The sequence below is a fragment of the Chondromyces apiculatus DSM 436 genome, from assembly GCF_000601485.1.
GTDB classification, from domain to species: Bacteria; Myxococcota_A; Polyangia; order Polyangiales; family Polyangiaceae; genus Chondromyces; species Chondromyces apiculatus.
Genome location: NZ_ASRX01000023.1, coordinates 57,640 through 81,979, shown reverse-complemented (window position 1 = coordinate 81,979; position 24,340 = coordinate 57,640). Strand labels below are relative to the sequence as shown.

Here is a 24,340-nt window from a genome sequence, read left to right as displayed (position 1 = left end):
TCAGGTTTCCATCAGCTTCGAAAGCTCCCCCGCGATGAGGGCCTCCATGTCGCTGTCAGAGAGTTCTTCGACCCGGCTCAACGCTTCGCGCTGCTCGGGTCGCACGTCACCGACCTCCTCTGCCGCTTCCTCCGGCATCAAGGTGCGCAGAAGGTGCTCCGAGAGCTGGTCGACCGTGGAATGGTTGAAGAGGAAAGTCGGTGAGAGGCGACATCCGAGACCCTTCTCAAGGAGGTTCCTGAACTCGATGGCCATCAGGGAGTCCATGCCCATCTCCGAGAAGCCCTGCCGTCGATCCACGGCTCGCGACGAGGGAAGACCCAGCACGCGCGCGACCTGTGCCTCCAGATACGTGGCCATCCGTTCGCCACGCTCCTGGCCAGAGCTTTGAAGGAGGAGCTGGAGCTGCGCAGTCGCCTCCTGGTGCGTGCGCGCTGCGGAGGAGGCCGTGTCGCAGAGATCCGCGAGGAGTGTCACGGCATGGCTGTCGGGGAAGAGCTGCGACCACCCCCCTCGGGCTACCGGCAGGGCGCAGACTTGAGCGCGATCAGAGCCGAGAAGCTCGCCGAAGACCTCGAGCCCCTCGGACGCGGAGAAGCTACCAAGCCCTTGCTCTGTGCTCCCCCGCTCGTTGGTCCACCGGGAGCGGAGCGCCATTCCCACGCCTTCCCATACGCCCCAGTTCACGGAGAGCGCTGGCAGCCCCCGGGCACGCCGCCCGTGGGCGAGCCCGTCGAGGAAGGCGTTGGCCGTGACGTAGTTGCCCATGCCAGGGTTGCCGAGAATGGAGGAGGTCGACGAACAGAGCGCGAAGAAGTCGAGCTGGAGGTGCGCCGTGAGGGCGTGGAGGTTCCATGCTCCGAGGGCCTTGGGCCCCAGCACGGCTTCGAAGCGCGCCCAGTCGAGCTTGAGCAGGACGCCATCGTCCAGCACCGCCGCGGCATGAACGACGCCACGGAGGGGGGGCATGGTGCGGGCGATGCGGGAGAGCAGCAGGGCCACATCGTCACGGCGGGAGACATCTGCCCTGATGACGACCATCACCGCCCCCTGAGCGCGCAGGGCTTCCAGGAGCAGCTCGACGTCGGCCGACGGGCCGCTCCGGCCGGCGAGAACGACGTGGCGTGCTCCCTGCGCGACCATCCAGCGCGCCGTTTCGAGTCCGAGACCACCGAGGCCACCGGTGATGAGGTAGGTCGCATCCGGAGAGAAGGGCGGGGTTACGTCCGTGCCCCGACCGGCAAACGGAGATTGTCGAAGCCTTGCCAGGCGACGCTCGGCACCGCGAAGCGCGATCTCGTCTTCCGGGGAGCCGCCGTCGAGCTCACGGAGAAGCGCGTCGAGCGGCAAGGAGGCTTCATCCGCAGGGAGGTCGATACGGGTGCACTGAAGGTCCGGGTGCTCGCGGGAGATGGCACGGCCGAGACCCCACAGGGCCGTTTGCACCGGGGAGACGGGTTCCATGTCCTCGGAGGCCCGCTGGGAACCACGGGTGACGATCCAGAGACGTGGCCTGGCCCCGGGCGCGCCGATCGCTGCCGTTCCTCCCGGCGTGGTGCCGTGCAAGGCCTGGACGAGGTGCAACGCCGAACCGCATGCGATCCGGAGATCGTGGACAATGTCGTCGCTCTCGATCACCTCGGGCGGGGACATGCTGGAATGCGCAGCATCGAGCGCCCAGAGGTGAATCACGCCCGCGGCAGTGGCATCGGTTTGCTCCAGGAAGGTTGCTACCGCCTCACGAATGGCCTCACCTCGATCCTTATCGAGCCTGATTCCTCCAGCACCTGTCGTCCCCTCAAGACTGGCGCCCACGAGCGTGCAGCGATCACCAAGCTGCTCGATCTTGCGTGCGAGAGCGCTTCCCACACCGCCCTGGTCCGAAAGGATCAGCCAGGCTCGCTGGGGCTTGACGGCATGCTGCGGATCATCCGGGCCCCGCTGGATACCGGCAGGTGAGGTCCGTGCCTCCTCGTCGGGACAGCGCCGTGCCAGGATGACGGCCTCTCCGCCTGGATTCGACGGATCCTGCAGCGCGACGGGCATGTCGAACCCGGTCTTCGCGAGCAGCGACTTCCAGTCAGGCCAGGAGAGCAGCGGGTGCGTCGGCCTGACCGCCGTGTCCGTGAACCGCCACCACCCTTCGGTGAGGCCGAAGGTGAGGTCGACCCATCGCGTCGGGCCTGTCCCCTCAAGGAGCACCAGCATGCCTTCTGGCGCGAGCAGCTTCCTCACATGGGCAAGCGTGCGGCTCAGATCTGCTGTCGCATGCAGGACGTTGGCCGCAAAGACGATGTCGAACGCGCGACCCTCGAAGCCTTGCGTCGACGGGTCTCGCTCGATGTCGAGCGTGGTGTATTCGACGAAGAAGAAGCCCGCGAACTTGCGCTGCGCTTCCGGCAGGAAGCGGCTCGACACGTCCGTGAACACGTAGCGCGTCCGCGCGGGGTCGAGGCGGGGCAGGACGAACGACGAGGTGCCGCCGGTGCCACCTCCGATCTCAAGAATGCGCACTGTCCTGTCGGCAGGTAGCTGCGCCAGGGCAGCCGCGATGACCTCGCTGGTCAGCGTGTTCGCGACCTGCGCCGCAGGTGTGTCCTGGTAGAGACGCTCGACGTCGGCGATGGAGCCGCCCGGGAACAGGAGGTCCAGGGGGTCGAGCGCGCCGCGCAACACCCCTGCGAGGGCATCACCGCACCGCCGGAGCACGGTGAGGAGGGCTTCGCCGGCGGGGTAGCGCGCCTGCAGCGCGGCGGCGAGGGCACGCGGCTCGGTGGCTCCTGCCGTACCGCAGAGTTCCCAGACCTCACCGGAACGTGCAACGAGCGTGTCCTCTGCCAGGATTTGAAGCAGACGTCCCAGGAGGCGATGGAAGCGGGGAGCGATGTTCAACCGCTCGGCCAGCGATGCGACGGTGAACTGCTCACCAGCGTGAAGGGGACCAAGCTCCATCAACGCTGCGCGGATGTAGGCCGTGCACAGCTCGTCGAGCGACGAGAAGAGTGCCCTCTCCAGGGGCGAGAGGTGCTCGGCGAGCTGCGCGTGGAGCACGGGGAGGACGCGCTCGACGATCTCGGGTGCCGCGACGAGATAGTCTGGCCTCATCGCGCGCTCATCGAGCACCCACTGCACCTCGTACAGGTGGTCTGCGAGGCGAGGCCTCTCCTCCGCCTGAAAGAGCGCTGGATCCACGCGCCGGAGCCGGATGCCGTCGATGTTCAGGAGGCGCTCACCCGATGGAGCGAGGACCTCGATCTCGCCGGAGAACTCGGCGCCTGGGCCTGCCTGAACACACGCGTGGCCCCAGACGGAGCTCGTGTCCGCCAGGATAGCCGCTACCCTCGGCGAGAGGCTGAGGCGCTCGATGGTGGTGAGCAGGTAAGCCTGGTCGGGGCTCGCCGCGGCCTGCGGCAGCGCCACCGCCAGGAGCTGGAGGCAGGCATCGAGAAAGGCAGGATGCAGGTGATAGGCGATCCGAGCACCAGATGGGGAATGGCACACCCGGATGCTGCCGAGGGATTCGCCATCTCGCCGGAAGAGCGCCTCGATGCCCTGGAACGACGTGCCGAGCACGACGCCACGGGCAGCGAGACGACCATAGTGCTCCGCAACGTCGATGGGCTGGGGGATGCGGGCCTGCAGCTCCTCCAGAGAGGGGGAGGTCTCTGCTGCAGCATCCTCCGGGCTCAAGCGAACATTTCCTTCGGCGATCGGCTCGAACACAGGTTCGCCGTCACCCTGGGGAGGGCCAAGGCTGAAGATCCGGAACTGGGCGTGTCCAGGGCCGCTGGGGGTCCACGCGAGCTGCACCGTCCTCTGCTCCTCGGCACCGAGGATGAGGGGTTGGTAGATGACGACGCGCTCGATCACCCTACCCTGCTCGCCGTGCGCAGTTGCCGCAGCGAGGGCCATCTCCAGGTAGACCGCGGCCGGCACCAGCACCTTGCCGAAGACCTCGTGCTCCGCGAGGAAGGGAATCTCCTGGGGACCGATCCGAGACTCGAACAAGCCAACTGCCGTGCGCAGTCGCCTCCCGAGGAGAGGATGGATTTGCTCGCCAGAAGGCAGGGGAGCCACTGTGGGCGCGTGGTCGCGACCAGCCGTGAACCAGTAGCGCTGACGCTGGTACGGGTACGAAGGAAGGACCACCCGGCAACAGCCTTCATGGCGGTCGAGCGCCGCAAAGTCCACGCCCGCCCCCCGCACGAAGAGCTGTCCGAGGCTGCCGAGAATCTGCGCCCAGTCATCGCGCTCTCTGCGAAGCGATGGCAACCAGGTGACGCCCTCGCTCTCCTCGACGCACGCGGCTCCCAGGCCGAGCAGCGTGGGATGGGGGCCGATCTCCAGGAACACATCGTATCCAAGCTCCCTGAGGGAGCGAATGCCCTCCGCGAACCGCACCGGTTGCCGGGCGTGGCGACGCCAGTAGTCAGCGGTGCAAATCTCGGCACCCACCGGCCTGCCGGTGAGGTTGGAGATCATCGGGATCTTGGGAGTTGATGGCGCGATGCGACGTGCTGCATCTTCGAGCGCATCGAGTACAGGGTCCATGCGCGCCGAGTGGAAGGCGTGGGATGCCCCCAGCCAGCGCACCCTGACGCCCTCTGCTTGCAGACCAGCGAGCGCCAGCTCCAGCTCCTCACGCTCCCCCGAGACCACCACCTGCGACGGCGCGTTCAGTGCAGCAATGGAAGCCTGGACCGCGGCAAGTGCGGCCGACACGCGGGGCTCCTCGGCGTCCACCGACGCCATGGCGCCGCCGGGAGGGAGCATCTGCATGAGGCGACCTCGCTCGACGACGAGTCGGAGCCCCTCCTCAAGACCGATGACGCCTGCGGCGCAGGCCGCCGCAACCTCACCGACGCTATGCCCGAGGACGGCGCCGGGGACGATGCCCCACGACCGCCACAGCTCCACCAGCGCGTAGGCGAGGGCGAAAAGCGCCGGCTGGGTATACGCCGTCTCGTCGAGCGGTGATGCTTCACCTGCGGGGGGATAGATCACCGCCTGGAGGGGTCGCGCCAGGTGGGGAGCGAGGAGATCCGCGCACCTGTCCAGGGCGCTGCGGAACACGGGCTGCGTCTGGTAGAGGCCGTGCCCCATGCCCACGTACTGCGCGCCCTGCCCGGTGAAGAGGAATGCGATCCGGGGCTTGCGCGTGCCGTCGACGAGACCTTGTGCAGCAACGCTCTCCGCGTCGTTCGCCGTTGCATGGAGAGCGTCGCGGAGGTCCTTCGTGGAGGCCGCAACGAACGCGAGACGGTGCGAGAGGTGCGCTCGGGCCGTGTTGGCCGTGAAGCACACGTCCGCAGGGTGCAGCTCAGGGCTCGCATCGAGGTGCGCCGCGAGCCGCGAGGCGCTGTCGCGGAGTGCATCGGCGCTCTTGGCGGAGAGCGTGAGGAGGTGCGATGGTCGGCTGCCTCGAGCGGGGACCACCTCGGCCGCAGGAGCCTCCTCGAGGATGAGGTGGGCATTGGTGCCTCCGAAGCCGAAGCCGCTCACCCCCGCATACCGTCGGGCACCGCCAGCCGGCCAGGCCTGCTGCTCGGTGGGAATGAACAGGCGCGTGCCCTCGAGAGAGATGTTCGGATTCAGGCTCTGGAAATGGAGATGGGAGGGGATGAGGCCGTGATGGATGGACAGCACCGCCTTCATGAACCCAGCGATGCCAGCCGCACCTTCGAGGTGTCCGATGTTCGTCTTGACGGAGGAGACGGCACAGGACCCTCCCTCCGGGTGTGGACTGCCTAGCACGTCCGCGAGGGCTTCGATCTCGATGGGATCACCCAGCGAGGTCCCCGTCCCGTGTGCCTCGACGTAGCCGATCTGCCAGGGCTGGAGACCTGCCTCGCGCAGGGCTGTTCGGACGACCTCGCGCTGGGAGAGCCCGTTGGGCGCGGTGAGTCCCGTCGTCAGGCCGTCCTGATTCACCGCCGAGGCTCGGACCAGCGCGAGGACCCGATCGCCATCGCGGAGCGCGTCCGAGAGGCGCTTGAGCAGGACCAGACCACACCCTTCTCCGCGCACGTACCCGTCGGCGCGCGCATCGAAGGTCTTGCACCTCCCGTCGGGGGCGAGCATCCGGGCTTTGGCGAAGGTGACGAACGATTCGGGGGCGAGCAACAGATTGACGCCCCCCGCGAGTGCGAGGTCGCTGTCGCCACTCCGCAGGGAATTGCACGCGAGATGGATGGACACCAGCGACGATGAGCACGCGGTGTCCACGGCGAGGCTCGGACCTTTTAGATCGAGCAGGTATGAGATGCGGTTGGCAGCGATGCTGAGAGCTCCCCCGGACCCGGCGTAGGCATCGAGCTGCGTGGCCTCGGTGAACTGCAGACGCGAATACTCACTGGCGCAGATGCCGAGGAAGACGCCAGTACGGCTGCCGGCCAGCCTGTCTGGCGCGATTGCGGCATGCTCGATGGTCTCCCAGGCCACTTCGAGGAGCATGCGCTGCTGAGGGTCCATGCGGACTGCCTCGCGCGGAGAGATCCCGAAGAAGGAGGCATCGAAGCTCTCGATGTCGTCGAGGAAGCCACCGAACCGGCAGTTCATCTTCCCGGGCACGTCGGGATCCGGGTGGTAGTAGCGATCCGCGTCCCAGCGCGACGGCGGGATCTCGGAGATCGCGTCCACACCTTGGAGGAGGTTCTGCCAGTAAGCCTCCGGGGTCCGCGCCGCGCCTGGGAAGCGACAGCCAAGACCCACGACCGCGATGGGTTCCGAGCGCGCCCGCTTCAGGGCCGCGTTCTGGGCCTCGAGCTTCTTCATCGCGGTGGCGGCAGCGCGCAGGCGCGCCAGGTAGTCAGCTTCCGAGAACGCGCTACTCACCGGTCAGGTCCTCTTCAATCCGCCCGAGGGAGCTGTCGAAGAAGGCCATGAGCTCGTCCTTCGACATCTGTCCAATCTGCTCATCGTCAACCTCGTCCCCTGCCCGCAGCGCATCGATAGCCGCCGCGCTCACCGGAGCGGCCGGAGCATCACCCAGCCTCTCACGGAGGTGCTTTGCCAGGGCGGCGACGGTCGGGAAGTTCCAGATCATCGTCACTGACAGGGAGAGGCAGAGCCCGATCTCCACACGATTGCGCAGCTCTATCGCCATCAAGGAGTCGAGCCCGAGGGAGCCCAGTCTGGCATTCGCTCCGATGCGGGACCGATCGAGGCGCAGCACGTCGGCGAGTTCGCGCGTGAGGTAGGCCTCCAGGAGATCCTGCCTGGTCGCGTCCGACACCGCCGCCAGGATCTCTTCTCGGGCACGATTCAGTGTTCCTTTCTCCGGCTCTGCGTGCTCCTGCTCTTCGAGGAGTCGGGCAAGGATCGGTGCGTTCGCGACCCGCGGAAAGAGCTGGCGCCATCGACGGATGTCGAGCCGCAGCACGGCCGCTTGCGTGGCGCCGTCGCGAAGCAGGAGCCCGAGTGCGCGGCTGCCCTCCTCTGGCGTAAAACTGCCGACGCCGCGCCGCGCCAGACGCTCTCCCCGATTCTCCTGCGCTGCGGCGAGACCTACCTGCGAGAACGCGCCCCAGTTGATGGCGAGCGCTGGTTTCCCGTGCGCACGTCGGTGATGGGCCAGCGCGTCGAGGAAAGCATTGGCCGCGCAGTACCCCGACTGCCCTGGCGATCCCAGGAGCGACGCCGCAGAGGAGTAGAGAACGAACAGGTCGAGTGGCGCGTCGGAAGTGAGCGTGTGCAGGTTCCATGCGCCTTGCACCTTGGGCGCCATTACCCTCCGGAGCTGCTCTGCTTCGAGCTGGAGTAGCGTCCCGTCCTCGAGCACGCCGGCCGCATGAAGGACTCCCCGGAGCGGAGGCATGGTCTGCTCGACGTTGCGCATCACGGAGGCGAGTTGTGCGCGATCGGCGACGTCGGCCTGTGCGACCATGATCTGGGCTCCCGTTCGTTCGAGAGCTGAGATGGCTTCGCGCATGGCAGCCGAAGGCCCGCCCCTGCTCACCAGAGCGAGGTGGCGTGCGCCCTGCTCCACGAGCCAGGCGCCTGCGGCAAAGCCAAGTCCTCCAAGGCCTCCAGTGATGAGGTATGTGGCGTCGCTCCGGATCAGCGGAGCGTCACCGGAATGAGACGCACCGGCAGAGCCCATGGAGAGCACGAGCTTGCCGACGTGCTTCCCCTGCGCCATCCGGCGGTAGGCGTCCGCGGCAGCGGCAATGCGGACGCTCTGATGAGGTATCGGGGACAGCACACCGCGCTGGATGAGGCCGAAGACCTCCTGGAGGAGTGCGCGCACCCGGTCCGGCTGTCGTGCGGTCATGCCGCGCAGGTCGACGAGCGAGAACGACAGGCCGCGCAGGAAGGGGCGGAGGCCGAGCGCGCGATTCTCGTGGTAGTCGCGCTTGCCAATCTCGACGAAGCGGCCCCCTTCGCGCAGGAGATCGAGGCTTTGCGCGATGAATTCGCCGGAGAGCGAGTTCAGCACGACGTCGACCCCTTCGCCGCGCGTCCACGTGCGGATGTCGTCCGCAAAACCGGAGGAGCGCGAGTCGGCCACGTGGGCCACACCGAGGGAGCGCAGGAGCGCTCGTTTCTCTTCGTTGCCTGCAGTCGCGATGACCTCAGCCCCCACGTGCAACGCCCACTGGATCGCTGCCAGTCCGACCCCCCCTGCGCCCGCGTGGATCAGGACGCGTTCCCCCTTCGCGAGTTGCGCCACGCTGGCGAGCGCATGGTAGGCGGTGAGCATGGCCACGGGGACCGCTGCAGCTTCGTCAAAGCTCATCCCCGGCGGTTTGGGCACCACGAGGCGGCTGTCCGCGAGGACGTGCGATGCGAAGGATCCAGTGGCGATGGCCACCACCTCGTCGCCCTCGTGGAGCCCCGAGACTCCGGCGCCCAGAGCCACGATGCGGCCTGCGCACTCGCCGCCCAGCGGCCGCTCGGAAGGCTCGCCGCCTTCACTCGGCATCACACCGAGCGCCGTGAGCACGTCCAGGAAGTTGAGCCCCGCTGCCTCCACCTGGATTTCCACCTCTCCTGGGCCAGGCGCACGCCGGGTGGCCTGACGCAACTCCAGGCGATCGATCATGCCGGGCGTGGGGAGCGCCAGACGGTAGGGGCGCCCGGACGAGAGGGTGAAGGTGTCCTGTCGCGTTGGGTGCGCCGCCTCCACCCTGCGGCGTACAAGGCGGGCTACGTGACGACCACCGGCCCTCAACGCGACCTGATCTTCACCACCGCCGCCGCACAGCTCCGCGAGCAGCGCCGCTGCATCCTCTTCCGAGGTGGAGGGGTCGAGATCGATGAGCTTGCACCGCAGCTCCGGGTGCTCGTGCATGAGCGCCCGTCCGAACCCCCAGAGAGGTGCCTGAGCGATGGCTACCGGGGATACGCCTCTGTCGACCTGCTGCGCCCCGCGCGTGATGACGCAAAGGCGCGGCATGTCCCTCCAACCCATCCTGGCCAGCGCCTGGACGAGGCTCAACACACCGTGGCACCCGAGCGGCTCCACGGCTTGAGGTGCGGCGGGGATGGTGTCCATGGGGTCCGCGATATCGAGACCAGCGACGTAGACGATCCCGGCGCATGGCCTGGCGCTTCCAAAGTGCTGCTGCAAGAAGGTGCGGAAGGCTTCCGGGCGGGAAGGATCGAGACAGGGCACGTCGGAGGCTCGGGCGTGCGTGTCCTCCTCGAGAACTGCGCGAACACAGAAGCTGCCCTCACGTGTCAGCAGCGCGTGGAGTGCCCCCCCGAGTCCGTGCCCATGGCCCAGGATGATCCACCCGCCCGGAGCCGCCGCGGCCGGAGGCGGAGGCGCCATGTCGTGCCATGCTAGCTCGTGGAAGCAGCCGTCGAGCGCTGACGTGTCCAGCCGCGGAGGTCCGTCGAGTCGTTTCGACTGGAGACCCAGGACCTCGACGGCAAGCTCGCCGGAGTCGTCGCGCAGGATGATGTCACCTTCGAGCAGCCCATCCCTGCCATCTAGGTCCGTACGCAAGCGCGCGTGGGCCCACAGCGTCGTTCCAGGGTGGCGGTGAATGCGGAGCCGCTGGATACCCACGGGAACGAAGGTGGCCGGGGATGTCGCTTCACCGGCAGCGAGGGTCGCCCCGAGGAGCTGGAAGCAAGCGTCCAGTAGCGCTGGGTGGAGAATGTACGCCGCGCTCTCCGCGAGGTGCTCCGGCGAAAGCTGCACTTTACCGAGAGCTTCACCGGGTCGATGGAAGATCTCCTTCACCCCCTGAAAGGAAGGGCCATACGAGAGCCCGCTGGCATCGAGACGCCTGTAAAACGCTTCGGTTTGCAGGACGAAGCCGCAGCGGGCGCGGATCTCCGCAAGGGTGACTGGATCTTCCGGCGTGCGACCGTCACTCGCGCAGAGGGCGCCCGTGGCGTGGACCGTCCACCCGCCGGAACCTCGGGTATGGGGTTCCCGGCTCGTGATCTGGAAGGTGGCGCGACCCTCTCCTTGCTCCGAGAGGACGATCTGCACAACCCGCGCTTGCCCCTCCGGAAGCACGAGCACCTGCTTGAACGCGATGCGGTCGAGTCCGTAAGTGCCAGGGAACGCCTGGAGTGCCGCGGAGAGAGCCATCTCGACGTAAGCAGCTCCTGGAAGCACGATGGCGCCCTGCACCCGGTGCTCCGCGAGGTATGGCACGTGGTCGGGGGAGAGTATGCATTCCCAGAAGTAGGTGCCGAGGTGTGTCGAGGAGGCCAGCGAGTGGCCGAGCAGGGGATGCGCCGAGGAGATACTCTGCCCATCAGCTTGAGGTGGCGATAGCTGCGTTCTTTCGGGGCCTGGAGGAGCTGGGAGATCGGCCCAGAAGCGCTCCCGCTGCCAGGGATATGCAGGAAGCTGCACACAGCGTCCGCGCGGAAGGACACCACGAACGTTCACGGCTCGACCATCGCAATGGAGCGCACAGAGGGTCCCAGTAAGCACCTCTCGCGTGTCGCGATCACGTCGCAAGGAGGGGAGCACCAGGCCCGGCTTGCCCAGCGCTCGAAGCCCGTCCTCAATGGCCGGGAGCACCACCGGATGGGGGCTGATCTCGAGGAACGAAGCGTGCCCGTCCTCGCGCAGGCGCCGCACCGCAGAGGCGAAGAGCACGGGCTCGCGCAGGTTGCGCGTCCAGTACACGGCATCCAGGTCGGCGCCGTCCGTGATGGCGTCCGTGAGGGAGGAGTAGATGGGCACCTCCCCGACGCGAGGCCGTAGGTCAGCGAGACCAGCGAGCAGCTCGTCTCGGAGAGGGTCCATCTGCGCGCTGTGAGAAGCGTAGGACACCTTCACCGGACGGCAGAAGACGTGCTGCCGCGTGAGATCTTCGAGCAGCGCCGCGAGGGCGTCCGTGTCGCCAGAGACGACCGTGGAGCGCGGGCTGCTGCTGACTGCAATCGAAAGCTGCGGCGTGTAGGGTGCAATGGCGACCTGAGCTTGCGTTAGCGAAAGCTCCACCACGGCCATGCCACCTCCGCCCGCGATGCGCCGGAGCAGGGCGCTGCGAACACAGATGACCTTCGCAGCGGCCTCCAGATCCAGGGCGCCTGCTACGTAGGCTGCCGCGACCTCGCCCATGCTCTGCCCCACGACGGCATCGGGCTCCACGCCCCAGGAGCGCCACAGCGCAGCAAGCGACACCGAGATCGCGAAGAGGACTGGCTGCACGACGGCAACATCCTCCATCCTCGCCTCGTCGATACCAGCGGTGATTGCGTCGACGAGGCTCCAGCCCAGGTACGGCCGCATTGCTCCGTCGCACCGCTCAAGCTCCGCACGGAAGGACGGCTCCTCGTGGACGAGGTCGCGACCCATGCCGACCCACTGGGCACCTTGACCTGGAAAGACGAAGACGAGCTTGCCGTCGCGCTCGTGGTCGACGACGCCCGAGAACACACTGGGGTCCGGAGCCCCGCTCGCGAAAGCCGCAAGACTGCGCGACGCTTGCTCCTTCGACGTGGCGAGCACCGCCGCACGGTGCGCATGGTGGGTCCGGCGCACCGCGGCCGTGAAGCAGATGTCTTCGAAAGAATCACGTACCCCGGAACTCGACAGGTGCACTGCATGGGCACGCGCAGTCGCCCGCAGGCTCTCGGGGCTCTTCGCCGAGATGAGGAGAGGTCGCAGAGCAGGGAGGGCAGCGGGCGAGGCTGGCTCCTCGGGGCCTGCCGGTGCCTCTTCGAAGATCGCGTGGGCGTTGGTGCCGCTCAGCCCGAAGGAGCTCACACCTGCAAGGCGGCGCTCGTAGCCTTGGGGCCAGGACACGCCCTCCGACGTCACCTTCACGGCGATGTCGCTCCACGCGATGTAGGGGCTCGGCCGGGTAAAATGCAGGTGCGGCGGGATCTCGCCGTGTTGCAGGCCGAGCACGACCTTGAGTACACCAGCGATCCCCGCGGCAGCTTCGAGGTGACCGATGTTCGTCTTGAGCGAGCCCACGAGGAGTGGTCGATCTGGTCCGCGTCCTTCGCCGAACACCTTCGCGAGCGCCCCGATCTCGATCGGATCACCGAGTGGCGTTCCCGTCCCGTGGGCCTCGACGTAGGCAACCTGAGCCGGCCGCAGATCGCCGCTCGCCAGCGCCTGCCGCAGCACCTCCTCCTGCGCAGGTCCGTTCGGCGCGGTCAGCCCATTGCTACGGCCATCATGATTCACGGCCGAACCGCGGAGGACGGCGAGGATCCTGTCACCGTCCCGCTCCGCGTCCGAGAGACGCTTGAGGACGAGAACCGCCGCGCCTTCACCCCGCGAATAGCCATCGGCAGCAGCATCGAACGTCTTGCAGTGGCCGTCAGGGGCCAGCGCCTTCAGCCTGCAGAAGTAAATCGAGTTCGTGGGCGTGAGGATGGCATTGACGCCTCCGACGAGCGCCATCGAGCACTCACCAGCGCGCAGGCTCTGGGCGGCGAGGTGGAGCGCCACGAGGGACGAGGAACACGCCGTATCCACGGGGAAGCAGGGACCTTGCAGGCCGAGCACGTAGGAGATGCGACCCGCCGCGACGCTCGGGAGGTTCCCGGTCCCCACATAGGCATCGATCTGTGCGGGGTCAGCGGGTAGCCGCTCCACGTAATCGCGAGAGCTGATGCCAACGAACACGCCCGTGCGGCTCGCCGCGAACCGCGACGCGGGCTGCCCTGCGTCCTCGAGCGCCTCCCACGACAGTTCGAGGAGCAGCCTTTGCTGGGGGTCCATGCTCGCCGCTTCGCGCGGAGAGATGCCGAAGAAGGCGGCATCGAACAGGTCGATCCCCTCCATGAAAGCCCCGAAGCGCGTGTAGATCTTGCCCGGGGCATCAGGGTCGGGGTCGTACAGGGAGTCCACATCCCAGCGGCCGCGCGGAACCTCGCGCATGCCGTCGGTCCCGTCGCGCAGGAACCGCCAGAAGGCTTCCAGAGTGTCGGCACCACAGGGCATCCGGCAGCTCATGCCGATGATCGCGATGGGCTCCTTCTTCGCATGCGTCAGTGCATCGATCTTCGCCCGCGCCTTCTGGAGCGCCAGGACCGCGCGCTGGAGCGGCGTGAGCCCACTCAGGTCTTCCGCGCTCTGGCTCATGTGCTGGGCGCTCGAGGGTGACGCTTCTCTGCTCCGGAGGCCTCGTTCATGGTTCTTCCTCCAGACGCCCCAGTTCGGCGGCCACAAGCCCCTCCAGATCCGAGTCCGACAGCGCGACCACCTGATCCCGGGAGAGCGTACGTGCACCAGCGACGTCCTCGCCCCGCGACTTCTCTGGCGATGACGCGGCGCTCACGGTGAACAGCTCGTGCTCCAGGTACGTTACGATCGCTTCCATGGACGGGTGATTGAACACCAGCGCAGGAGGCATGGGCCGGCGCAGGACTCGCTCGATCCCTTTCGCGATATCCAGCGCCATCAGTGAGTCGAGACCGAGCTCGCTGAGTGGCACCGCACGATCGATCGGTGCGCTCGGAGCCAGACCGAGCACCCGAGCCGCCACCTCGCGAACATGTCCAAGGAGGAGTCGCTGGCGCTGGGCCGGGTTCGCGCGCTCGAGCTGGAGCCACGCTTCATCGGAGCCACCAACGGGGGATCCAGGCCCGAGCTGCCCACGCGCTTGTTCCAGGAGCGGGGAGAGGAAGCGTGGCGGGCTGTCTCCCGCGAAGCCGAGCGCAGCCTTCTTCCAGTCGATGGCGACGACCGCGAGCTGTGCTGCGGGATGCTGAAGGAGCCTGCCGAGAGCCTCCACGGAGTGAGAGGCCGAGAGCGCGCTCATGCCCTGCGCAGACCAGCGCGGATGCGCTCGACGAGGTAGAGTCGCCGCCATCCCCACGTCGTCCCAAGGTCCCCAGTTGATGCTCAGAGCGGGAAGGCCCTCGGCTTTGCGCCGGTGGGCGAGGGTGTCGAGATAGGCATTGGCCGCCGCGTAGTTGCCCTGCCCCGGTGAGCCAAAGAGCGACGCGATGGATGAGAACATCACGAAGAAGTCCAGCGGGTCACGCCGGGTGAGGCGATCGAGGTGCGCGGCGCCTCCCGCCTTGGGACCGAGGACACGCTCGAACCTGTCCCAGGATTGACGCAGGAGGACACCATCCTCGATCACCCCCGCCGCGTGCACCACCCCACGCAGAGGCCTCGCAGACACGCGGATCCGCGCAAGCACCGCCGTGATCTCTGGCAATGCTGCGATGTCCGCGCGCTCGATGGTGACGTGAGCCCCTTGGTTCTCCAGCTCGCTCAGGATCTGCGATCCTGCCCCGGCGCCCCCTGTACGGCTCACCAGCACGAGGTGTCTGGCGCCTTGCGCGACCATCCACCGCGCGACCTCGAGCCCTAGCGCGCCCGTGCCGCCGGTGATGAGGTAGGTCGCACCAGGCAGCAGCCTGGTCTGCTGCCCGGGCGCCCCGACATCCCTGCGGCGGGCGAGCCGCGGTGTGAGACGAGTTCCTCCGCGCACGGCTTGTTGATCGTCACCTCCAGCGTCGACCATGGCCTCGCACAGCAGAACTTCTTCACCGTCCTCTGGAACAGGAGGCAGGTCGACGAGACCTCCCAGGAGTCCTGGATGTTCCGCGACGAGCACCCTGCCGAGCCCCCAGAGCGGAGCTCCGGCGAGCCGGGGGGCGGCGCGCTCACTCCCTGTGACCTGAGTGCCACGGGTCACGAGCCAGAGGCGCGTGGTGGCGCTCGCTCCGTGCGCCACGAGCGACTGTACGAGATGCAGCGCCCCGCCCAGGATCTGCTCCTGCGCACCGAGCGCCGATGCGTCCTCCCCCGTGGATCCTCCTGCGTCCAGGCCCCACACGTAGACAGCGCCATGGCAAGGTCGACCCAGCGCTTCCAGAAGCCGGCGGTAGTCCGCGGGTGAGGCAGGATCGATCGTCCAGCGTCCAGCGTCGGTCATGGCATACCGCTCGCCAGGGGTCACCATGTACACGTCGTCGCCGCGCGCCTGGAGACGCCGCGCCAGACCAGCCGCCGTACCTCCTGCGTCTTCGAAGAGCAGCCACACACCGTGCACGGAGGACTCTTCGCGCCGCTCCACGGGTTGCCACAGGGTCTGGTAGACCCAGTCGGCGACCGGCGCGGCTTCGGGCGCGCTCGCCCGGAGGGCGGTGCCTTTCACGCAGAGTCCCTCGGCCAAGAAGACGAGCTGGCCATCCTCGCTGAAGAGGCTGAGATCACCGACGTAGGTATTGGCTTCGACGCCCTGGTTTCGACGGAGCGTCACGTGGCAGAAGAGCTCACCGCTGGGAGGGGTGGCGTGAAACTGAAGGCGCTCCAGCGCGACGGGTACGTGGACGAGCCCTTCGCGTCGCTGGGCGGGCCAGGTCACACCGAAGAGCTGGAAGCACGCATCGAGGAGGCCGGGATGGAGACGGAACGTGGTCCCAGGATCCGCGTCGGCCGGGGCGCGCATCCGGCCCAGAGCCTCACCTTCACGCCACATCACCTCGGAGATCCACCGGTACGAGGACCCGAGCGCATAGCCCTCTTCGGCCATCTTCCGGTAGATGTCCTCACCCCCGATCAATGCTCCGCACCGCGCGCGCACCTCGGCCAGCACCGGAGCACGCTTTGCCACCTCGGCGGCCTCCGGGCCGACGCGCACCCGTCCGGCGCAGTGGTTTTCCCAAGGCTCGCCTGCAGTGCCGTCCGCGCCCGCCGGGAGGCTCAGGACTTGAAATGCCGACCCTCCCACAGGGTCTGGCGTGAGGATGGTCTGGACGACCCGCCGCTCGCCGTCATCGAGCCAGAGTGGTGCGCGGAACGCCACCCCATCGACTGCGCACGGTCCCCGCCCGAGCGCCGCCTCGACAGCTTGCAGCACGAGCGCCAGGTAACCGGCTCCCGGCATCAGCACCATTCCACGGATCCGGTGCTCGTCGAGGAGCTGCACTTCGGCACTCAGCTCGGCCTCGAACAGCGCCTCGCGCGAAGCAGAGCGAATCCTCCGGCCGAGCAGCGGACCAAGATCCCTCCGAGGGGCGCTCGATGGCTGGATCTTGCGCTCCACCGGGAAGTGCTGGCGCTGGAAAGGATAGGTGGGTAGTGCGACCCGACGGCGTCGGTAGTCGCGGTCGAAGCCGCTCCAGTCCACCTTCGCACCCGCCACGTAGAGCGCACCGAGGCTCTCCAGCAGCGACTCCCACGCCCCCTTCCCTTTGCTCGCCGACGAAAGCCACGCGATGGAGGCATCGTCCAGGCAGCGACGGCTCATCTTCAGCAGCGTCGGCTGAGGACCGATCTCCAGGAAGGTCCGATGTCCGCGCTCGTAAAGTCCACGGATTCCGGACGCAAACTGGACAGGGACCCGTGCATGGCGGGCCCAGTACCCCGGTGCGGCGAGCTCACCAGCATCGATGCGCTGACCTGTCACATTCGAGATGAGCGCGCAACGCGGCGTCCCCGCCTGGAGTTCCGCAGCCGCGCGCTCCAGCGCCGGCATGATGGCGTCCATCTGGGGCGAGTGGAACGCGTGAGAGACGAAGAGCCGCCGTACCTGGATCCCCTCGGCTTGAAGCTGAGCGGAAACGGCTGCAACGGACTCGCTGGCGCCGGAGATGACCGTCTCCATGGGTCCGTTGATTGCTGCAATGGACACCTCGGATGCGCACGGAATGAGCGCCTCAGCGACCCGCGCCTCGCCTGCGAACACCGCAGCCATGGCCCCTGTCGGGGGCAATGCCTGCATGAGGCGCCCACGCTCGGCCACAAAGCGAAGCGCACCTTCCAGGTCGAGCGCGCCAGCCACACAGGCAGCCACGATCTCTCCCAGGCTGTGGCCCATCACCGCGGCAGGTTCGATCCCCCACGAACGCCAGAGCATGGCCAGCGCATACTCGTAGGCGAACAATGCCGGTTGGGTATAGGCCGTCTGCTGGAGGAGAGCCTCTGCCTCTGGCCCGCTCCCGTCAGGAAAGAGCACGGAGGTCAACGGCCTGTCCAGGTGAGGCCCGAGGATCTCCGCACATCTGTCTATGGCGTGGCGGAAGGTAGGCTGCGTCTCGTGAAGCTCACGACCCATCCCCGCGACCTGTGAGCCCTGCCCGGTGAACAGGAACACCACGTCAGCAGCACGCGTACACGCTTCCTGACTTCGGGAGACGCGCGGGGAGAGGTCATCTGCAAGGAAGCCTGACAGCAGTTCCCTCGCCTCGCCCGGCGAGCCAGCCATCAAGGCCAGCCGGTGTTCCAGGTGCGCGCGCCCTGCCGCGGCGGTGAAACAGTAATCGGCCCACGAGGCTACTGCGATCTCGGCGAGCTGGTGTTCGTGGCGCCGCGCGAGGTCGAGCAATGCCTCTTCGTCGCGCCCGGAGAACGTCAGCATGTGGACAGGGCGCTCCGCGGCGATCTTGCGCGCACGCGGCAGAGGCGGAGCCTCTTCGAGGACCACATGGGCATTTGTCCCTCCGAAACCGAAGGAACTCACACCAGCGCAGCGCGTGCCCGACACAGGTGCCCAGGAGAGAAGCTCGGTGGGGATGGTGAAACGACTGCCCACCATGTCGATGTTGGGATTGAGCTCCTTGAAGTGCAGGTGTGGCGGCAAGGCATGGTGCTCGAGGGCGAGCACCACCTTGATCAGACCAGCGATGCCTGCTGCACCCTCCAGATGACCGATGTTGGTCTTCACCGATCCGAGAGCACAGGGTTCGCTCCCCACCTCCTCCCTCCCGAGGACCCCCTTGAGGGCCTCGAACTCCACGGGGTCCCCGAGAGACGTGCCCGTACCGTGCGCCTCCACGTAGGTGATGCGACCCGCATCGAGGTGCGCTCTCCGCAGCGCCTTCTGGATCACCGCCTGCTGGGCGGTGACGCTCGGCGCCGTGAGGCCATTGCTCCTTCCATCCTGGTTCGACGCCGAACCGCGGATGACTGCGCGCACGTGATCCCCGTTCTTGAGCGCCGTGGACAGACGCTTGAGGACGATGATGCCGCACCCCTCGCCACGCACAAAGCCATCGGCGCGGGAGTCGAACACCTTGCAACGGCCGTCGGGCGCCATCATCCGCGCGCGGGAGAGCGCCACGGCCCCTTCGGGCGTCAGGATGAGGTTGACGCCTCCGGCCAGCGCCACGTCGCACTCACGCGACTGGAGGCTCTGACATGCGAGGTGGACAGCGACGAGGGATGACGAGCACGCCGTGTCGATCGCCATGCTCGGGCCGTGCAGATCGAGCAGATACGAGAGCCTGTTCGCGATAATGCTGTGGGCGGCTCCGGTGCTCGCATAAGCATCCACGGCGGCGATGTCGGCGAACTGCAACATCACGAAGTCGGTGGCGCAGAGGCCGATGAAGACCCCCGCCTCCGTCCCGGCGAGGTGACCCGGAGTGAGCGCCGCGTCTTCGAGCGCCTCCCAGGTCACCTCCAGGACCAGGCGTTGCTGAGGGTCCATCCTCGCAGCTTCGCGTGGAGATATCTTGAAGAAGGCGGCGTCGAAACGATCGATTGCACGCAGGAAAGCGCCGTAGCGCGTGTACATCTTCCCGGCTGCGTCAGGGTCAGGGTCGTAATAACGCTCCGCATCCCAGCGCTCCGGCGGGACCTCGGCGACTGCATCGACGCCATCGCGAAGCAAGCGCCAGAACCTCTCCGGACCGTCAGCCCCACCAGGAAACCTGCAGCCCATGCCAACGATGGCAATCGGTTCTGCGTCGATGAACTCGGCACCTTCACGCTCGGTCCTGACCTGCTGCGCCAGGAGCGCGAGCTTGACGGCCGACAGGGGCGGGCCATTGCTGAAGCCAGGCTTCTCGCTCATCCTCTCCACTTCCGTCACGGCCCACCGAGGAGCAGCGTCAAGGCGTCATCTTCGGAGAGCGCCTGGACGCTCGTCATCAGGGCCTCCACCGATGGGTTTCCAACCGGGTGCGCGGGTGCACTGGTCTGCGCGATCTCATGCCGCGCGTCGGGAGGAGTCGCGTCCTCTGGCGTGAGCTTGCCTGCGAGGTGGGCTCCCAGCGCTGCGACCGTCGGAAACTTCCAGATGATGGTCGCAGGTAGGGTCACGCCGAGGCTGGCCTCGATACGGTTTCGGAGCTCCACACCCATCAGGCTGTCGAACCCCAGGGTGCTGAGCGGTGTCTCCCGCTCGATACGCTCTGACGGAACCCGCAGCACCTGCGCTATCTGCGTCTGCAGGTGGGCTTCGAGCAGGGATACCCGCTCGCGCGCAGGCGCCGCGGCGAGCGTCACGAGCAAGGTGTTCGGCAGCGTTCCCACGGCCTGGCCTCCTGCTTCCGCGCCGAGACGCTCGAACACCGGCCAGCTCGCCGCTTTCGGGTAGTACTGCCGCCACTGGCGCAAATTGAGCGGTAGCACGCCCACCTGCGCCAGAGGGGATGCCAGAAGCCCTGAGAGCACCTGGATTCCTTGCTCCGGGGTGACGCTTCCGACACCGCGGTACGACAGCCGCTCTCCTCGCGCGGTGTGGGCGGCTGCGAGCCCTATCTCCGCCCAGGGGCCCCAGTTGATGCTGAGTCCGGGGAGCCCCTGAGCACGGCGGTGATGAGCAAGTGCATCGAGGAATGCATTGGCCGCCGAGTAGTTTGCCTGCCCCGGCGAACCGAGCAACGAAGCGGCCGACGAGAAGAGCACGAACAGGTCGAGCTGCTCCCCTGCGGTGAGCGTATGCAGGTTCCAGGCGCCATCTACCTTCGGAGCCATCACCCGTCGCAGACGCTCACCATCCAGTTGCAGCAGGATGCCGTCATCGAGGACCGCGGCAGCATGAAAGACGCCCGCCAGAGGAGGCATGGCCGCCCGAAAGCGCGTGAACACCGCCGCCAGTTGGTCGCGATACGCCACGTCAGCGCGCTCGATCACCACTTCTGCTCCCTCGTGGCGCATCGACGCGAGCGCTTCTTCTGCAGCGGGAGAGGGGGCGCTTCTGCCGACGAGGACCAGGTGGCGCACCCCCTGCTGCACCATCCACTGCGCCACACGCAAGCCGATTCCTCCGAGACCGCCTGTGATCAGGTAGGTCGCGTCGCCTCGAAACGGTCCGGTTCCAGCCCGAGGCTCCTTGAACCATGCCGGAGCACTGGACGCACGGCGTGCGAGTCGCGCCACGGAACGACCCTCTTTCCGCAGCGCGATTTGATCCTCGCGTCCTGCTCCGAAGAACTCTCCGAGCAGCGCATCCGCCTCGCCCGGTGTCTCCTGGGTGCCCAGATCGATACGGAGACAGCCGAACTCCGCATGCTCGTGGGCGATGACTCGCCCGAGCCCCCAGAGCGGCGCAGCCTCGACGGAGCAGCCCTCACCGACCTCCACGGACTGCGCACCACGCGTCACGATGGCAAGACGAGGTGGATCTCTCAGCTCCGCGCGAGACAACGCCTGCACGAGGTGAAGCACGCTCAGACATCCGAACCGCTCTGCGGCCGCGGGTGCATCCTGCCCAGAGTCTTCCTGCGCTGCGAGCAGTGACGGAAGAGATGCGCTCCAGAGGTGGACGACACCTCGGCACGGAGGTGCTCCTTCCGGAAGAGCGACGTCGATGAGACGCCGATAGTCCCCAGGTTCTTCCGAACGAACCGAGAAGCACTGCCCGTGCGCACCGTCGAGAACCTCGAAGCGCTCTCCGGGAACGACGAGGACCGGACGCTCGCCCAGACGCACGAGATGATCGAGGATCTCCCTTCCGAGTCCCCCCTCCGCCGCGAAGACCATCCAGCTCCCGGGCCGGGGAGGCGGCTGGGGCGCAGGAGGAGGGAGCGCCCTCACCCACTCCAGTCGCAGCAGCCATGCATCGAAGGTTCTGCTCTCCGTCGTGCCCGACCTGCGGTCCGTGTTGCTCGCCGGAGTTCTCGCATGGACCTGCTCGGTGGCGTCTCCTTCCGTTCCGGATCGTGGCACCCAGAACCTCTCCCGCTGCCACGGATACGCTGGCAAAGAGATGCAACGGCCAGACGGTGCGAGGCGCCTGAAGTCGACCGGATACCCTGTCGCGTGGAGCTTTCCGAGCATCTCCAGGAGTGTCGCCCGCTCCTCCTGCTCACGGTGCGTGGACGAGAGGATGAGGGAGACTTCACCCGCACCTCTCAGGTTGTCTTCGAGGGCGGTCACCACCACGGGGTGCGGACTGATCTCGATGAAGGTGTCGTGGCCTTCGGCCCGCAGGCGCTGGATCGAAGAGGAGAACAGCACTGGGTCACGAAGATTTCTGACCCAGTACGCCGCATCGAGCTCTCGTCCGGTGGCCACGGCGTCGAGCACGGTGGAGTAGACGGGTATGGCGGCGTCACGCGGGACGATTCCAGAGAGATCGCGCAGCAGGTCCTCGCGGATCGGATCCACATGAGCGCTGTGGGATGCGTAATCGACCTTGATGGAGCGGCAGAACACCTCGCGCTGTCGTAGCGAGGCGAGCAGCGCGTCGAGGGCCGCTGGATCTCCGGCGAGGACTGTCGACCGAGGACTGCTGCTCACGGCCACGGAGAGGCGCCCGGCATACGGCGCGACGGCATCGGCAGCCTCTGCGAAGGACAGCTCGGTCAGCCCCATGGCTCCCTGACCGGCGATTCGCCGGAGCAGCCGACTCCTGAGGCACACGACGCGCGCAGCATCGTCGAGGCTCATCGCCCCCGCCACGCAGGCGCCGGCGATCTCCCCCATGCTCTGGCCCACGACCGCGTCTGGCTCGACGCCCCAGGAGCGCCACAGAGCGGACAGCGCCACGGCCATCGCGAAGAGCACAGGCTGCACGACGTCCACGCGATCCAGGCGGGAGACATCCGGCAGGGCGCGCAGCTCGTCGAGCAGGGACCACGTGACATGCGGCTCGAAGGATGCAGCACAACGTTCGATCGCCTCGCGGAACACGGGCTCACGATCCATCAAACTGCAGCCCATGCCCGCCCACTGTGCCCCCTGTCCGGGAAACACGAAGACGACCTTGCGACGGCGACCAGCCGCGACCCGTCCTGCCGCGATCCCCGGCCGGGCCTCCCCGCGGGTGAAGGCGTCGAGCCGCTCGGCGAGCTCCTCGTGGGAGTTCCCCACCACGACGAGGCGGTGCTCGTGGTGGGTGCGGCGGTGCGAGGCCGTGTAACTGAGATCTCTCAGCGGCAGCTTCTCCGCTGCCTCCTCGGCCCGCAACGCGTCACGGAACGCGCGCGCGAGCGCCTCCAGCGCCTCGGGTCGGTGCCCCGACAAAGGAAGGAACCAGGGGCCACCGTTCAGGGACATGGCCTTCTCCGCCACATCGTCCTCCGGGGCACGAGAGGGTGCCTCTTCGAGGATCAGGTGGGCGTTCGTGCCTGACCATCCGAACGACGAGACCCCCGCGCAGCGTGCCTCGCCATCTGCAGGCCAAGGCGTGAGCTCCCGGGGGATGAAGAACGGTGTGCCCTCGAACGAGATGTGCCCGTTCAGGCGCTCGAAGTGAAGGTTGGGCGGCAGGGCAGCATGCTTCAGGGCAAGCACGACCTTGATCAGCCCTGCGATCCCCGCCGCCCCTTCCAGGTGGCCGAGGTTGCTCTTGACGGCCCCTACAGCGCAGGGCAACCCCGACGTGCGAGGACCTCCAACGACAGCCTTGAGGGCCTCCATTTCGATGGGATCCCCCAGCGGGGTGCCCGTGCCGTGCGCCTCGACGTAGCCGATGCGCGCGGGCGTAACGCCAGCTCCCCGCAGCGCCTCTCGAAGGACGGCTTGCTGCGCGAGCGCGTTGGGGGCGGTGAGGCCGGCAGAGCACCCATCCTGATTCACCGCGGAGCCGCGGATGACGGCCCAGATCGTGTCGCCGGAAGCCAGCGCGTCGGACAGGCGCTTCAGCACCACGACACCGCAGCCTTCGCCGAAGACGATGCCATCTGCCCCGTCGTCAAAGGGACGGCATCTTCCCGAGCGAGAGCCAGCGCCCATCTTGCCCGCAGCGACCAGAAAATGGTGCGTCAGCCTCACGTTGACGCCGGCAGCGAGCGCCAGATCACTCTCTCGCGTGCGCAGGCTCTGGCACGCCAGGTGGGCAGCGACCAGCGACGAGGAGCACGCCGTATCGACCACCACGCTTGGGCCTCGCGCATCGAGGAAGTACGAAAGCCTCCCCGCAACGACGCTGTGGGCGGTCCCCGTGGCGGTGTACACATCGCTCTCCGAGCCCCCACCAACCTGGAGCCAGAAGTAGTCGCTGCTCTGGCTGTGAAGGCCCACGAACACACCAGTCTTGCTCCCGGCGACCCGAGCACGCGTCTCTCCCGCCGATTCGAGCGCTTCCCATGCCACTTCGAGGAGGATCCGCTGCTGCGGGTCCATGCAGACGGCCTCGCGCGATGAAATGGAGAAGAAGGCGGCGTCGAAGGCATCGATATCATCGAGGAAGGCCCCGTGGATCTCGCCGAGTGCCTCCACCTCGGCAGCATCGATAGGTCCACCGGACCAGCGTGCGTCGGGCACCCGTCTCACGGCATCGACGCCATCTCGCAAGAGCCGCCAGTAGGCATCAGATCCGTCTCCCCCGCCTGGCATGCGACAGCCCACACCGACGACGGCAATAGGTTCCGTGCGCGCGTATTCTATCGCGTCGAGTCGGCTCCGCAGACTCCTTATTTCCCGGAGCGCTTGCTTCAGCAGCTCCCGATTGTCATTGGACCCGGAATGCGTGCTCATGACTCGCCTGCTCTCGCCGTAGCAGATCACCCGCTGCCACATGGCCGAGACGACCAGCTCTCCGTGTTCTGCGAATACGCAACCACGGTCACTGATTCATGACATTGCTTCTCTTGTTATCGCCAATACCTAACCAGCACTTTTCACGAGCTTCCCCTGAGAGCGCCAGATGTCAGCATCCGGTGATTCCTCGGCTCGTCGTCAGCAAAGCTGAAGCTATGAGATTTTTATCTCAGGCTTCAGCCGAGTACAATAGTTAGTGTACATGTCGCAAGGTCTCCCTGAGTCGCTGCAAGGGAC

At 67.2% G+C, this 24,340-nt stretch carries 4 protein-coding genes; all 4 read right to left on the bottom strand.

Annotated elements, in window-relative coordinates:
- Genes CAP_RS44795 through CAP_RS44790 form a run of 4 tightly spaced genes read right to left on the bottom strand, consistent with a single transcriptional unit; the run spans position 1 to position 24,040 of the window.
- The gene (locus CAP_RS44795) at positions 1-6,834 is read right to left on the bottom strand and encodes a type I polyketide synthase (RefSeq protein ID WP_052375399.1); all 6,834 of its coding nucleotides are present in this window, start codon (positions 6,832-6,834) and stop codon (positions 1-3) included.
- Positions 6,827-13,516, bottom strand: coding sequence for a type I polyketide synthase (locus tag CAP_RS16640; protein WP_052375398.1), 6,690 nt, complete (start codon positions 13,514-13,516; stop codon positions 6,827-6,829). Before CAP_RS16640 ends, CAP_RS44795 begins: the two co-directional genes overlap by 8 nt.
- 46 nt (positions 13,517-13,562) lie before the next feature.
- Positions 13,563-19,187 carry a type I polyketide synthase gene (locus tag CAP_RS16635; protein ID WP_044241708.1) on the bottom strand — a complete coding sequence of 1,875 codons (5,625 nt, stop codon included), beginning with the start codon at positions 19,185-19,187 and terminating at the stop codon, positions 13,563-13,565.
- A 14-nt stretch (positions 19,188-19,201) separates the two neighbouring features.
- The gene (locus CAP_RS44790; protein ID WP_269324382.1) at positions 19,202-24,040 is read right to left on the bottom strand and encodes a type I polyketide synthase; all 4,839 of its coding nucleotides are present in this window, start codon (positions 24,038-24,040) and stop codon (positions 19,202-19,204) included.
- Positions 24,041-24,340 lie beyond the last annotated feature (300 nt).